Origin of the sequence: Streptomyces eurocidicus (assembly GCF_002891295.1) — a bacterium.
Classification (GTDB): domain Bacteria; phylum Actinomycetota; class Actinomycetes; order Streptomycetales; family Streptomycetaceae; genus Streptomyces; species Streptomyces eurocidicus.
Window position 1 is genome coordinate 844,549 of sequence record NZ_LGUI01000002.1, and the last position, 12,514, is coordinate 857,062.

Consider the following 12,514-nt stretch of genomic DNA (forward strand, 5'->3'; position numbering starts at 1 on the left):
ATATTTCCGGCATTCATGCGCGGGTGGCCGCAACCGGCCACCCCTCTGGACGCCAAATATTCTTCACGGGAAAATAGTTGACGCACGATAATACCGTTGGTTACGTTGCGAGAGCGGATGCCGGGTCAGTTCTTCAGATAGGCACGTCTGTCATCGGCCGGCACCTGCGGTGCGGGCGATTCCCGGAAGGTGCGAATGGACACCCGAGAGACGGCGAAAAAGAGTCCCTGGATCCAGAACCTCACCCCTTGTAAGGCCCCCTCGGTCCGGCTGATCTGCCTTCCCTACGCGGGCGCCTCGGCCACGGCCTACAACGCGCTGTCGGCCGCGTTCCCGGATTCCGTGGAGGTGCTCTCCGCGCAGTACCCCGGGCGCCCGGGAAACCGCGAGGAACCACTGATCGCGGATGTCGGCGAGCTCGCCGACAGGGTGGCCGAAGAGCTCGCCCCATGGCTCGGCCCGCCGGTGGCCGTCTTCGGCCACAGCTTCGGCTCCGTGGTCGCGTTCGAGGTCACCCGGCGGCTGGAGGCGGCGGGGAACGGGCCGTCACGCCTCGTCGTCTCCGGCAGACGGTCCCCCTCGGACGGCCTCGGGGCGTACGCGCCGGGCAGCGACGCCGAGATCGTCGCCGAGCTCAAGGAGCTCGGCGGAATCCCCGCCAAGCTGTTCACCAGGCCGAAATTCCTCAAACCCGTCCTGGACGTGGTGAAGAACGACTACCGCGCGAACTCCGGCTATCTCGCCGACCCGGCGGCGAAGGTCGCGTGCCCCGTGTCCTTCCTGCTCGCCGAAGCCGACCCCTATGTCGCGGGCGGTGGCGAACAGGGCTGGCGACGGCACACCTCGGCGGGGTTCCACGTCATGGAATTCCCGGGCGGCCACTTCTTCCTGAACGACCATGTGACGGCCGTCGCCGAAAAGATCACCGAAACCCTCGGGGAAGACATCAACTGATCGCCGGAACAGGAGCGGACACGGTGGAGGAAGAACCCGGGCTGACAGGATGGACGGGCCGGCCGGCCGAAGGTACGGAGGATCTTTCCACCGCCCCTTCGCCGTACGGCCGGAACGACGACGAAGACCTCGCTCTCCGTATCTACGAATACGTCCTCGCGCATCACTCGGTCACCGTCCCGGAAATCGCCACGGCCCTCGGCACGCCCGGCCCGGCGATCGCGTGGATCATGCAGACCCTGCGTCGGCTCAGGCTCGTCCGGTACTGCGCGGAGCAGCGGACCTTCACGGCCGTCGACCCGGACTCCGCCCAGGTCGAACTCGTCCTTCCGCTGGAAGCGGCGATCTACGAGAAGCGGCGCGAGCTCGCCCTGGTGCACCGGCGGCTCGGCCGCTTCGCGAACGCGTACAAGCGGCACCTGCGCGCCCAGCAGCGGGGCGAGCTGGTGGTGACCCTGGAGAACCCGCGCGAGCTCTGGCTCAGACTCGCCGACTCCCTCCGCCGGGGCCACGGGGAGATCCTGACGATGTGGCCGGTGAACGGCTGCCGCACGGGCCTGCTGGACGACACCCGGTCCCTGACCCTCGAAGCGGTGCAGCGCGGGGTGCGGGTCCGCGCCCTCTACCCCCACACGGCCCGCTCCCACCCCAGCTTCCGCGCCAACCTCCAGCGGAACCGGGACACGGGGGCCGAGGTGCGGACCTCGGACGAGGTGTCCCGCTTCGTCGTCATCGTCGACCACGAGGTGGTGTTCCTGCCCGCGGCCTCCGGCGAGGGCCCCACCGCCCTGGTCACCGCCATGTACGAACCGGTGATCGTGGAGCTGCTGCGCGGCATGTACGAGAACATCTGGCAGTCCGCGTGCTCCTTCGACGGTGCCACCGCCCCCGAATCGGCCCTCGACAACGTCAAGGGCTCGATCCTGAAGATGCTCGCCGCCGGCCTCAAGGACGAGGTGATCGCCCGCAGGGTCGGCACCTCCACCCGGACCCTCAGGCGCTACATCGCCGCCATCATGGAGGAGCTGGACGCCGAGAGCCGCTTCCAGGCCGGGGTGGCGGCAGCCCATGCCGGCCTGGTCAGCGGCGCGGCCGGGCTCCGCTGACCCGCCCGTGGCGGCACCCGGCGCCGGCCGGGGCCGCGCCGCCGCACCTCTCCGGCACCCCGATCGCCGCCGCCATGACCAGCCCCTTCTTGTGCGTGACGGAGACGTCGACGGCGCCGATGCCGCACTCGCGGGCCCGCCGCGCGGCCGCCCCCGACAGCCGCACCTCGGGGGCGCCGCCCGCCGTGCGCAGCACGGCCACCTGACGGAAGGTCACCCCCGCGCCGACGCCCGTACCGAGGACCTTGAGGACGGCCTCCTTCGCGGCGAAGCGCCCGGTGAGGAACTCCCGGGTGCGGCCCTCCCCCAGGCCCTCGGCGAGCGCCAGCTCGTCGGCGTCGTAGACGAAGGCACGGAACCAGGGCCGGCCCAGCAGACCGCTCAGCTCGTCCTCGGTGAGTACGTCGATGCCGATCCACACGGCCCGCTCCTGATTCTGTGTCAGCCCCGGGTCAGCGGAGGAAGGTTCCCTTGGCGACGCCCTGGAAGACCGCGAGGCGCTGGATGTGACCGGTCCCCTCCATGAACTCGAAGGCACGCGCGTCGCGGTACGCCTTGTGCAGCCACGGGTCCCGCAGGAGGGCGGCCGGACCGAGCAGCTCGGCCGCGGCGAGCGTGGCGCGTTCGGCCAGCTCGGCGGCGCGGGTCTTGACCCCGGCGACGCGGTCGGCCCGTACCTCCCCGGCGTCGATCGCCGACGCGACGGCGTAGTTGTGCCACCGGGCGGCGTCGAGCAGGTCCTGGAGGCCGTCCAGGCGGCGCCGGGCGGCCCCGGCGAGGGCCGGCCGCTCCGCGCGGACGTGGTCCAGGACCGCGCGGGTCAGGCCCAGGGCCGTGCCCGCGAGCACCGGACGGAAGCGCTGGAGGGTGCGGATGGCCCCGACGAGCCCCCGGCGGCTGGGCTTGAGCGTGTCGTACCCGAGGATCCGCTCCCGCTCCACCCGCACGCCGTCGAGGGTGATCGCGGAGATCCGGGCGCCGCGCAGACCGACGGTCGGGATCGGCTCGGCCCGGAAGCCGGGGTCCGCCGTGTCGACGAGCACGGCCTCGATGCCCAGCGGCCCCGGCGCCCGGCGGCAGAAGACGACGCCCAGTTGCGCGAACGCGGCGTTGCCCACGTACCGCTTGGCGCCGTCGAGCCGGAAGCCGTCGCCGTCCGGGGTGAGCGTGGTCTCCAGTTCGGCGGCCGCCGAGCCCTTGCCGGGCTCGGTCAGGCCGAAGAACGTCCAGGTGGGCTCGGGGCCCGCCAGCCGCTGGTAGTAGGCGTGCCGCTGCTTGTCGTCACCGAGCGCGCCGACCGCGACACCCGACATCAGCGGCCCCGGGCAGGCCAGCATGAACCCGGCGTCCCCGTAGCTCAGCTCCTCGATGGTGAGGGTGTGCTCCAGGCACGAACCCATGTCGTACGTGTACGGGCCGACGCGGAGCGGCGACGACAGGTACTCCACGGGAACGGTGCAGCCGCGCATCAGGGCGACGGCGGGAAGGTGGAGCAGGCGGTCGATGGCCGTGGGGTCCCGGTCGATCTCCATGCCGGCGTCCCGCAGCCCGGTGGCCGCCTCCCTGACGTGGTCGCGCAGCAGCACCGCGCGCTCGGGCAGTCGCTCACTCATGGCCGGCCTCCGCCTCCGGGTCCTCCGGGCACAGATAGGTGTCGCCGAGCAGTTCGGTCAGATGGAGCAGGGCACCGGGCCCCTCGGCCGTGAAACCGAAGGCGCCGTACAGCTTGAGGGCGGTCCGCCCGGCGGCCACCAGCTCCCGGTGGACGCGGTGGTGGCGGTCGGCGGTGGGCCGGGGCAGCCGCAGCACGTCCCGGGCCTGGGCCAGCGCCAGCGCCACATCGGCGACGGCACCCCGGACGAGCTGCCTGCCCAGCAGCGGGGCCCCCTCGGACTCCCGCCGGTCGAGGCGGGAGACGGCGGCGTCGAGCACGTCCCGCAGCGTCCGCCGGTGCAGTTCCAGCAGCGCCTCGCGGAAGGCGCCGAGCGCCTCCTCGTCGCTCGCCCGCGGACCGTGCCGGGCGGCGAGCGTCCCGGAACCATCCGGGACCGGGTCGCCGTCGCCGAGCCGCCGCACGGAGGCGACGGCCCAGCCGGTACGGGACACCACCACGCCCCCCGGCACGGCCCGCTCGTGGCAGGCGTCCAGCGCGGCGGCGAACGCGGCGAGCCGGTCCGCCGCGGTGACCGGGGCCGCGCCGTCCTGGACCGTCATCGTCCCTCCTCTCCGGCGGCCGGCCCGGCGGCCGCGCGCAGTACGGCGATATGGGTGTCCCCGGTCCGTGGCTCGGTGTCGCACAGCACCACGGTGGAGTGGTCGGCGCGCCAGGTGTGCCAGTTCCGCGCCAGGGCCAGCCAGACGCCGGTGCAGTAGGTGTCCGGGTCGGCGTGGAAGACCGCCGTGGCGGCCTCGTCCAGGGCGGCCCGGTCCACCCGGGCCCCGGCGACCAGCAGTGTGCCGGCCGGGTCCGCGGCGGTCAGCTCGCGCAGTCGCCGGGCGGGCCCCCGCGCGGCCGCGACGGTCTCCACGCCGGTGAGGCGCGGCCCCCCGTCCGTGCCGAGGGCGAGGACCACACCGGAGTCGACGAGCCCGTGGTCGTGCACCAGGGGGAAGCGGGTGGGCAGAGTGGTCTGTTCGAGTACGGCGAGGACCGCCCGTTCGCTGCGGCGGCCCCGCTGGAACGCCGAGACGGCGCGCAGGGCCGTGAACGGCGCGGCCAGCCCTTGCTGGTGGATGCCGAAATTGACGGACCCGCCGCCGAGCAGGTGGTCCAGATGGGGGGCGACGGCGGTGAAGGGGGTGACGTCGGGCAGGGCGTGGGCCACGACCACCAGGTCGGGCTCGAAGTCGCGGATGCCGTCGGCGCCGGCCAGCAGCTCCACGAGGTCCTGGTGGCGGACGTGGGGAGCCTCCCGGAGCAGGGCCTCGTCCACGTCGAGGCCGAAGGGCCCGACCAGGTCGCGGTAGTAGGACAGGGTCGCGGGGGAGTCGTCGAAGGGCCTGCGGGGTGGTGAGACCACCGCCGACGCGGCGAGGAGGGTCGGCATGGGAGGGTGCCTCACACCCCGCTCGGGGCCTGCTGCGAGAGCACGTAGTCGGTGAGCGTGCCGACCGACTTGAAGTCGTCCATGTCGAGGCTCTCCGGGTCGACGGAGATGTCGATGGCGTCCTCCAGGGCCATCAGCATCTCCAGCACCGAGGTGGAGTCCAGGTGCAGGTCCTCGAAGAGGCGCACGTCCTCGGTGAGCCCGGAGACGGGGCGCTCCAGCACCTCGGCGAGCGCCGACTCGACGGCGGTGACCACGTGGTGACGTTCCATGTCCTTCTCTCCTCAGGGTGGGTGGTGGTGGGGGGAAAATGGGGTCAGCGCCCGCCGAAGGGCACGGCGTGCTGCCGGGCGAGCAGGTCCTCGCCGCGGTCCCGCTCGCGGACCAGATGGGCGGCGCCGTCGTGGACGAGCACCTCCGCCGGGAAGCCGTGGCTGAGGAACAGCCCGGGGGAGGCGGTGGGCCCGTAGGCGCCGGAGCGCTCCACACCGATCAGGTCGCCGGGCTCCACCCGGGGCAGCCGCACCTTCTTGCCGATGACGTCGTTCGGGGTGCACAGCGGTCCGGTGACCGTGTAGGTGTGCGCGGCCTCCTCGCCGTAGCGGCTCAGGGACCGGATGGGGAAGTTGCGTTTGACGAAGCTGCCGATGCCCACCGCGGCCATGTGGTGGTTGGTGCCCCCGTCGGCGACCACGAACTCCTCGCCCATGGACTCCTTGACGTACAGCGCCCGCACCACGTAGGTGCCGCAGGTCGCGGCCAGATAGCGACCGAGCTCGTTGATGAGGCGGCAGCCCGGGTGGGCCCGGAGGAAGGGCTCGACGGCGTCGTTGATCCCCGCGACCGCCGTCCCGACGTCGAGGTCCTTCTCGTTGTCGAAGTAGGCGACCCCGAAGCCGCCGCCGAAGTCCACGGTGTCCAGCTCGATGCCGAGCGTCCCGGCCAGCTCGGACGACAGGGCGAGGATCTCCCGGGTGTTGTGGACGATGTCGTCGGCGTTCAGGAACCGGGTGCCCATGTAGGCGTGGAAGCCGCGCACCCGTACCCGGCGCAGCCCGGCGATCACGTTCCCCGAGCGGCGCAGGAGGTCCGCGTCGATGCCGAACTGCCGGGGCTTGCCGCTCATGGCCAGCCCGGAGCCCTTGGTGTGGAAGTCGGGGTTGACGCGCAGGAGGACGGGCAGGTCGTCGACGCCCCGGTCGGCGGCGATCCGCTCCAGCTCCGCGACCTCGTCGAGGGACTCGCACACGATCGCGTACAGACCGGCGGCGACACATGCCTTAAGTTCGGTCCGGGTCTTGCCGGGGCCGAGGAAGATGACGTCCGCCGGGGCGACGCCGGCCCGCTGGACCGTCATGAGCTCCACCATGGAGGAGATCTCGGCGCCCGCGCCGAGCGAGGCGAGGTAGCCGCAGACGCCGATGTTGGGGTTGGCCTTGAGGGAGTAGAAGAGGTCGACGGCCGGGTGCAGCCGCTGTCTCAGGTGGGAGTAGACGTCGTGCAGCACACCGGCGTCGTAGACGAACAGCGGGGTGCCGAACCGCTCGGCGAGCTCGGTGACCGGTATCCCCTGGACATGGAACGCGCTGCTCATGGCGTCCTTTCGGTCGTGTCGAAGCGGCTGAGCGCGGTGGTCACGCGCCGGTCCAGGGCGGCCAGGCCCGCCCGGTCGGCGGCGAACAGCACGGCGTACAGCCGGCCGTCGAAGGGCGTGGGGGGCTCGCCCCCGCCCGGCGTGGGCGCCTGGGCGTTGACGGTGCCGAAGCAGGTGACGACGAGCCCGTCGCGCCCCCGGGGCGGCTCGGCCAGCGGGCCGAGCGCCTCGGTCAGCGCCGGGAAGCCGACGGGCCCGGCCGGGCGCAGCGGGTAGTGCTTGGCCAGGGCCGCGCCGTCGCCCCTGCCGAAGAGCTCGGTGACCCGGCCCTGGTAACTGGACATGTTCAGCCGGGCGTTGATCTCCAGTACCGGGTAGACCAGGCCGTCCGCGCCCAGCAGCGCGTCCACGCCCACGATCCCGAAGAACCCGTCCGCGAACAGCCGCTTGCCCAGCAGTTCGGCGGCGACGGCGAGCTCGTCCCGCTGCGCGGCGGTCAGGTCGGCGGGCATGACATGGCCGAGGTGCACGCCCCCGGCGGTGAGCGCCTCCTTGACGAAGTCGAGCCGCACCCGCCCATGGCGGTCGACGGTGAACTGGTAGTTCAGGTCGAAGCGCTTGGGCAGGAACGCCTCGACGACGACGTGCAGCGCGTCGTCCCCGGTCCGCCGGACCCTGCGGTCGACCATCCGCAGCAGCCGGTCGGCCTTCTTCCGGCTGTCGAGGACGACCAGTCCTCTGCCGGAGACGCCGTAGGCGTCCTTGACGATGACCGGCCCGCCCTCGCGCAGCCCCTCCTCGAGCGCGTGCCGCAGCTCGCCCGCGGTCTCGCAGCAGAAGCCGGGGATGGTACGCAGCCCCAGCTCCTCGGTGGCGCGCCGGCTGTAGATCTTGCTGTTGACACGCTCGTAGGTGAGGGCGTCGGGCACCGCCGGGCGCAGCCCGGTGAGTTCGGCGATGCGCTGTTCCCGGTCCGAGGCGCCCATGGGCATCAGCCGGGCGCCGTCCCGCGCGAGCCCGCGCAGACGGTCCAGGAGCTCCGGCGAGTCCAGCACCGCGGCGGCGGTGCCCCCGTCGGCGGCGGGCGCCCGGGTGACCAGCTCGGCGGGCGCGCCGAGGCCGGTCCGCTCCGCGTAGCGCCGGTAGTGCGCGTCCAGGGGGCGGTCGAGCAGCAGATGGTCGCCGGGCTCGGCCAGCAGGGCCCCCAGCTCCTCCATGCGCTGCACGGTGGCCGCCGTGGCGGAACCGCGTACCGCCGGGAGACCGGTGTACCCGCGCGCCCAGCGGTTCTCGACCTCGAAGTTGCACAGCCAGACGAACCGGGCGTCCCGGTCGCCGGTGAGCGCTTCCTTGAGGTCCTTGGTGGAGGAAAGCCCCTCGGCGGAGGGGCCTTCCCCGGTGTGTGAGAGGCCGGACACCCGCCTCACCCCTCCCTGTGAGTGATCACCATGGCGCCGAAGGTGGCGCCGAGGCCCACGGACACCAGGACGTAGTGCCTGCCGGGGACCAGCCGGCCCCGGTCGCGCAGCGTCGTGTAGTTCACGAAGACGTCCGCGGCGTAGGTGTGGCTGTAGTGGGGCACGTTGTCGAGGAAGAACTTCCCGGGGTCGGCCCCCATCTCCTTGATCGTCTGCCGCCACGACACCAGGTTCACGTTGTGCGGGATCACCAGGTCGATGTCGTCGAAGGACAGCTCCGCGCGGGCCACCGCCTCGTAGATCACATCGCCGAGCACGGTGCCGTAGATCTGCCCGAAGCCCTGGGTCTGCTCCCGGGTCATGTCCAGACCCGCGGCGAACTCGCCGAGGGTGCGCGTGGTGAAGGAGCGCACCTCGTCCCCGGTGCCGCCCACGGTGACGAGACAGGCCGCCGCCGCGTCGGCCATGATCGCGCTGTGCGGGATCAGCTGGACCTTGGGGGAGTACGCCCGCTCGCCGGTGACCATCAGCGCGTACGCGCCGGGCGGGGCCTCCGCCCGCAGCAGCTCGCCCACCAGGTCGACGGCGCCCAGGCTGCTGACGCACGCCTGCTGGGTCAGGGCGAACGCCTCGGCGTCGCGCAGGCCGAGCTCCTCGCGGATCACCTGCGCGGCGTCGATGTGCGGGGGAGTGACGGCCTGCATGGTGTGCGCGTAGACGACGTACGCGACACGGCGTCCCTCGGGCAGCGCCTTCAGGGCCCGCCGGGCCGAGTGGAGCACCAGGTCGAACAGCCCGGTGTCCGGGTCGAAGCGCAGCCGGTCCAGTCCGTAGATCTTGCGGAAGACACCGACCTCGGCGCGCCGGAGCCCCAGGTCCCCGGCGACGTCGTCGATCCGCACGCTGCGCTCGGGGAGGAAGGACTCGATCCGTTCCAGCGTCGTGGTGGCGGTCATCCGCGCCTCACCCGCCGACGTGCTCGGCGCGCACGAGCCAGCTCCGGGAGACCCCGCGCCGGTCGCGCGGCTGCACCTCGTACGGCCAGCGGCCCTCTCCGGCGCCGGGCTCGCCGGGCTCCTTCAGGTCCCGGACCTTCCAGCCCGCGGCCGAGAGGAACTCCTCCGGCTCGTCCGTGCCGAACAGCCAGGGCGTCCCGTCCTCCTTCAGGCCCTTGAGGAACGTCTGCGAGAACGGGCTGCGCAGCAGCGCCTTGCTCACGAAGTCGACCGCCAGCCAGCTGCCCGGCGCGGAGGCCGCGCCGAGGGCCCGCAGCAGCCCGGCGGACTGTTCCCGGGTGAGGAAGAACATCAGTCCCTCGGCGACCCAGAGCGTGGGGCGGGACGGGTCGAACCCGGCCCGGGTCAGAGCGGGCAGCCAGTCCTCCGCCAGGTCGGCCCTGACCTCCCTGCGGTCCGTCGTCGCCGTGGCGTCCAGCCGGGCGAGCCGGGCGCGCTTCTCGTCGACGAGCGCGGCGTGGTCCAGCTCGTACACCGTGGTGCCGGCGGGCCAGGGGAGGCGGAACGCGCGGGTGTCCATGCCGGCCGCGACGAGGACGACCTGCTCGACGGCGTTCTCGCGCAGCACGGTGCCGATGCCGTCGTCGAAGTACTTGGTACGGATCGCGATGAAGGGGAGCAGCCCGCCGCCGCCGTACTTGTCGAGCAGCTCGAACCCGCGCGGAGCCGCGAGGTCCCGGGCGAACGGGTCCCGGAACATCGCGTCGTCCCGCTCGGACTCCACGGCGCGGGCGGCCGCCGTCCACTGGGCCGTATAGGAAACAGCTTCCATGGTCGCTACCTCCGGAAGAAGTCAGACCGTGGCGAAGAACGCCTTTTCGATGGCGGAGAGGGTCTGGAAGTCCTGGATGTCGATGGTGTCGAAATCGATCTCGACACCGCTGGCGCCCTCGATCGCGTAGACGAGTTCGACGAAGGAGAGCGAGTCGACGAGCCTGCTCTCGATCAGGTTCTCGTCCGGGGACAGGGTGTCGCGTTCCGGGTGCCGGTTCAGGATCCAGGCACGGACGTCTTCGATTCCTGTCGAAGCCATTTCCACTCCTCGGTTGTCCGGTCCGCGGCCGTCCGACCGGTGTCGGTCGCGCCGTCGGGTGCTTCGGTTCGTCGCAGGGGGGATTCCGGCACGGGCCCGGAATAGGCGATCGCGATGGCACAGGGGTCGTCGTGCGAAATGCTCACGTCGATGTACTCGACGAGGGCGGCCCGCGCCAGCCGGGCGGCTCGGCCGCCCAGTTCCACCACGGGCCAGCCGCCGTCCGCCCTGAGGATTTCGATGTCCTGCCACGGCAGGGTCTGCCCCGCCGCCCGGAAGAGCTTGAAGACCGCTTCCTTCGCGGCCAGCCGGCCGGCGATTCCCGGGATGTCCAGGCCGGCGTCCGTGCGGGAGAGCGCGAGTTCCGCGCCGGAGAGCATCCGGGACAGCACCGGCCGGCCGCCGGCGGCCAGCAGGCCGCGGACCCTTCCGTAAGGGACCAGGTCGATGCCGACTCGTCCCCGCTCCATGTCAGGAGACCTGCGCGGACGCCCGGCGGACGGTCTCGAGGGCGCCTCGGGCGTCGTCGCCGTGCTGCTCCAGCAGTACCGCGAGCCAGCGTTCGAGACCGAACGCGACACAGCTGGTGTGGACGAACCCGTCGTCCTTCGCGTGCCGGATGGAGCACCGTTCGCCGAAGAAGTTGCGGTGGTTGTTCACCGAGGCGATCGCCAGGTCGCCGGCCTGGAACTCGTACTTCACCGGGCTGACCTTCGCCAGCAGCGCGCGTGCCCCGCCCTTCTCGAAGAACGGGTCGGTCGCCGGCACCTTCGTAAGCTTCAGCGACAGGGCGTCGGCGAACGCCAGAATGCGTTCGGTGAACCGTGCGAGGACGTCCTGCGCGTACTCGGGGGTGCCCAGCGCCACGATCTCCCGCATCTGGAAGCTCAGCAGCCGCCGCAGGCCGCTGAAGTGGTCCTCGTGCCGGAAGCAGCGGTTGACCAGGGTGACCGAGGTGTCCTCGGTGAGGTGGGCGTCCTCGAAGTAGAGGAAGGCGCCGTAGCAGGTGGCGTGCGACAGGCCGATCCGCGCGTCCTTGAGATCGCCCCGCGCGAACCGGCCCCCGGAGGGCTTGCGGGACCCTTCCAGGTCCAGCGCGGCGCCGGCGAAGACCAGGTGCGGGAAGTTCGTGTAGACGTCGAACTTCTCCAGGTCGTGCAGCGGGTAGACGGGCGGCGGCAGAATCTCGCGCGCGCCCGACGCCCGCCCCCAGCCGGAGAACGTCCGGTCCAGCTCCAGGAGGAGGTCGGTCTGATCGGGGGAGAGGATGACCACGGCGTCCGTGGCACCGCCGCCGGGGGTTCGGGTGAAACCGGTGTCCTGCTGCGGGACGACTGTCATCGGATGATTCCCGTCTTCTCCAGGTACTTGGCGGTCTTGCGGAAGACGCTCCGCTCGAACTCGGCGCGGGCGGGCGACGCCAGCAGCTCCGTGCGCAGTTCCTGCGGTTTCTCGATTCCGGCGTCGCGGTACACCTGTGGGTTGTACAGCGTCTCGAAGCTGTAGGTCATATAGCGCCTGACGTACGCCGCTATGTCGTTCAGCTCCTGCTCCGTGGACGTCCGCCGCACCTCGGCGAACAGGACGGAGACCAGCTCCCGGCCGAAGGCGATGTGCCGGGACTCGTCCTGGTGGTGAATGCGGTTGATGGCCCGGATCGTGTCGTCCAGCCGCTCGTCCAGCGCCATCCTGGAGTTGAAGTGGTCGACCAGCTCCTCGAAGACGAGAATGCGGGTGAACACCAGCAGGCTCTCCACCTCGGCCCGCGGCGCCTCGGCGGTGATGCCGCCCGGCTGCCGGTATATCTTGCCGTAGCGGAGGCAGAACTCCGCGAAGAACCACATGTGTTCGTTCTCCTCACCGATGAAGTGGTGGAAGAACTCGGAAGGGGTCTCGAAGCCCTTGGTGTGGATCCTTCTGGTCACATCGATGAGCAGTTCGCGGATGCCGTGCACATTGAGGCTGTAGAAATTGAGGCTCTCGTACCGCGACAACGCGTGGAGCTGCTCCCCGGTCAGCCGCTCGGTCGCGGTCGTGCCATGGGTCGTGGTGAGTTCCGGGCTCATCCACCACATGTCCTCGGGGAGGCTGTCCGGCCACTCGAAAAGCTTGTAGGGGTTGTAGTAATCCTCGACCGACTTCGAGCTCAGCCGGTCGAGGATACCCAGGAAGCGATCGTTCCGGTCGATTAGGGTGCTGACCACGCTTACTCCCTCACATCGCCTGATGTCCTGCGCGTTGAAGACGATATGGAGAATTGCGTGCATGGGGCAATGACCGGAAGTGGACTGTCCGGGACCGGTCAGCTTCCCGGGGCCGGTCGGCTTCCGTGGCCCCGGGGTCCGC

Annotated in this window: 15 protein-coding genes; 2 read left to right on the forward strand and 13 right to left on the reverse strand. The window is 71.4% G+C overall.

What is annotated here, in order from left to right; genetic code table 11:
• The first annotated feature begins 195 nt into the window (after positions 1–195).
• Both AF335_RS08530 and AF335_RS08535 read left to right on the forward strand, forming a co-directional pair.
• A complete protein-coding gene (locus AF335_RS08530; RefSeq protein ID WP_102917648.1) occupies positions 196–954 on the forward strand; it encodes a thioesterase II family protein in 759 nt (252 codons plus the stop codon).
• 23 nt (positions 955–977) lie between these two features.
• Entirely contained in the window at positions 978–2,060 is a 1,083-nt protein-coding gene (locus AF335_RS08535) for a helix-turn-helix transcriptional regulator (RefSeq protein WP_102917649.1), read from the forward strand.
• Here the strand turns inward: AF335_RS08535 and AF335_RS08540 are convergent.
• The 13 genes from AF335_RS08540 to AF335_RS08600 are packed head-to-tail and all read right to left on the reverse strand — an operon-like array spanning position 2,035 to position 12,372.
• The gene (locus tag AF335_RS08540) at positions 2,035–2,481 is read right to left on the reverse strand and encodes a holo-ACP synthase (RefSeq protein WP_102917650.1); all 447 of its coding nucleotides are present in this window, start codon (positions 2,479–2,481) and stop codon (positions 2,035–2,037) included. The genes AF335_RS08535 and AF335_RS08540 overlap by 26 nt on opposite strands.
• Positions 2,482–2,512: 31 nt before the next feature.
• The gene (locus tag AF335_RS08545) at positions 2,513–3,673 is read right to left on the reverse strand and encodes an acyl-CoA dehydrogenase family protein (RefSeq protein WP_102917651.1); all 1,161 of its coding nucleotides are present in this window, start codon (positions 3,671–3,673) and stop codon (positions 2,513–2,515) included.
• Positions 3,666–4,274, reverse strand: a complete 609-nt coding sequence (locus AF335_RS08550; RefSeq protein WP_102917652.1) for a hypothetical protein — start codon at positions 4,272–4,274, stop codon at positions 3,666–3,668. Before AF335_RS08550 ends, AF335_RS08545 begins: the two co-directional genes overlap by 8 nt.
• A complete protein-coding gene (locus AF335_RS08555; protein WP_102917653.1) occupies positions 4,271–5,107 on the reverse strand; it encodes a hypothetical protein in 837 nt (278 codons plus the stop codon). Before AF335_RS08555 ends, AF335_RS08550 begins: the two co-directional genes overlap by 4 nt.
• A gap of 11 nt (positions 5,108–5,118) precedes the next feature.
• On the reverse strand, positions 5,119–5,379 hold the full coding sequence (locus AF335_RS08560; RefSeq protein WP_102917654.1) for an acyl carrier protein: 261 nt from the start codon (positions 5,377–5,379) through the stop codon (positions 5,119–5,121).
• A 44-nt stretch (positions 5,380–5,423) separates the two neighbouring features.
• Positions 5,424–6,701, reverse strand: coding sequence for a type III PLP-dependent enzyme domain-containing protein (locus AF335_RS08565; RefSeq protein WP_102917655.1), 1,278 nt, complete (start codon positions 6,699–6,701; stop codon positions 5,424–5,426).
• The gene (locus AF335_RS08570) at positions 6,698–8,119 is read right to left on the reverse strand and encodes a preATP grasp domain-containing protein (RefSeq protein ID WP_102917656.1); all 1,422 of its coding nucleotides are present in this window, start codon (positions 8,117–8,119) and stop codon (positions 6,698–6,700) included. The genes AF335_RS08565 and AF335_RS08570 overlap by 4 nt, the downstream gene beginning before the upstream one ends.
• A gap of 5 nt (positions 8,120–8,124) precedes the next feature.
• Positions 8,125–9,075 (reverse strand): 3-oxoacyl-[acyl-carrier-protein] synthase III C-terminal domain-containing protein, encoded by a 951-nt coding sequence (locus AF335_RS08575; protein ID WP_102917657.1) that lies wholly within the window; start codon positions 9,073–9,075, stop codon positions 8,125–8,127.
• Between the two features lie 7 nt (positions 9,076–9,082).
• Positions 9,083–9,907, reverse strand: a complete 825-nt coding sequence (locus tag AF335_RS08580) for a class I SAM-dependent methyltransferase (RefSeq protein WP_102917658.1) — start codon at positions 9,905–9,907, stop codon at positions 9,083–9,085.
• A 21-nt stretch (positions 9,908–9,928) separates the two neighbouring features.
• Entirely contained in the window at positions 9,929–10,168 is a 240-nt protein-coding gene (locus AF335_RS08585; protein WP_102917659.1) for a phosphopantetheine-binding protein, read from the reverse strand.
• Entirely contained in the window at positions 10,126–10,638 is a 513-nt protein-coding gene (locus tag AF335_RS08590) for a holo-ACP synthase (RefSeq protein WP_102917660.1), read from the reverse strand. The genes AF335_RS08585 and AF335_RS08590 overlap by 43 nt, the downstream gene beginning before the upstream one ends.
• 1 nt (position 10,639) lies before the next feature.
• Positions 10,640–11,509 (reverse strand): aminoacyl--tRNA ligase-related protein, encoded by an 870-nt coding sequence (locus AF335_RS08595; protein ID WP_102917661.1) that lies wholly within the window; start codon positions 11,507–11,509, stop codon positions 10,640–10,642.
• Positions 11,506–12,372, reverse strand: coding sequence for a diiron oxygenase (locus tag AF335_RS08600; RefSeq protein WP_102917662.1), 867 nt, complete (start codon positions 12,370–12,372; stop codon positions 11,506–11,508). The genes AF335_RS08595 and AF335_RS08600 overlap by 4 nt, the downstream gene beginning before the upstream one ends.
• Between the last annotated feature and the right edge of the window lie 142 nt (positions 12,373–12,514).

What these genes read in the sequence shown, in the direction of transcription:
- AF335_RS08585 (WP_102917659.1), bottom strand. Translation starts at nt 10,168, where the DNA reads ATGGCTTCGACAGGAATCGAAGACGTCCGTGCCTGGATCCTGAACCGG.
- AF335_RS08560 (WP_102917654.1), bottom strand. Translation starts at nt 5,379, where the DNA reads ATGGAACGTCACCACGTGGTCACCGCCGTCGAGTCGGCGCTCGCCGAG.
- AF335_RS08590 (WP_102917660.1), bottom strand. Translation starts at nt 10,638, where the DNA reads ATGGAGCGGGGACGAGTCGGCATCGACCTGGTCCCTTACGGAAGGGTC.
- AF335_RS08565 (WP_102917655.1), bottom strand. Translation starts at nt 6,701, where the DNA reads ATGAGCAGCGCGTTCCATGTCCAGGGGATACCGGTCACCGAGCTCGCC.
- AF335_RS08555 (WP_102917653.1), bottom strand. Translation starts at nt 5,107, where the DNA reads ATGCCGACCCTCCTCGCCGCGTCGGCGGTGGTCTCACCACCCCGCAGG.
- AF335_RS08595 (WP_102917661.1), bottom strand. Translation starts at nt 11,509, where the DNA reads ATGACAGTCGTCCCGCAGCAGGACACCGGTTTCACCCGAACCCCCGGC.
- AF335_RS08545 (WP_102917651.1), bottom strand. Translation starts at nt 3,673, where the DNA reads ATGAGTGAGCGACTGCCCGAGCGCGCGGTGCTGCTGCGCGACCACGTC.
- AF335_RS08530 (WP_102917648.1), top strand. Translation starts at nt 196, where the DNA reads ATGGACACCCGAGAGACGGCGAAAAAGAGTCCCTGGATCCAGAACCTC.
- AF335_RS08575 (WP_102917657.1), bottom strand. Translation starts at nt 9,075, where the DNA reads ATGACCGCCACCACGACGCTGGAACGGATCGAGTCCTTCCTCCCCGAG.
- AF335_RS08580 (WP_102917658.1), bottom strand. Translation starts at nt 9,907, where the DNA reads ATGGAAGCTGTTTCCTATACGGCCCAGTGGACGGCGGCCGCCCGCGCC.
- AF335_RS08550 (WP_102917652.1), bottom strand. Translation starts at nt 4,274, where the DNA reads ATGACGGTCCAGGACGGCGCGGCCCCGGTCACCGCGGCGGACCGGCTC.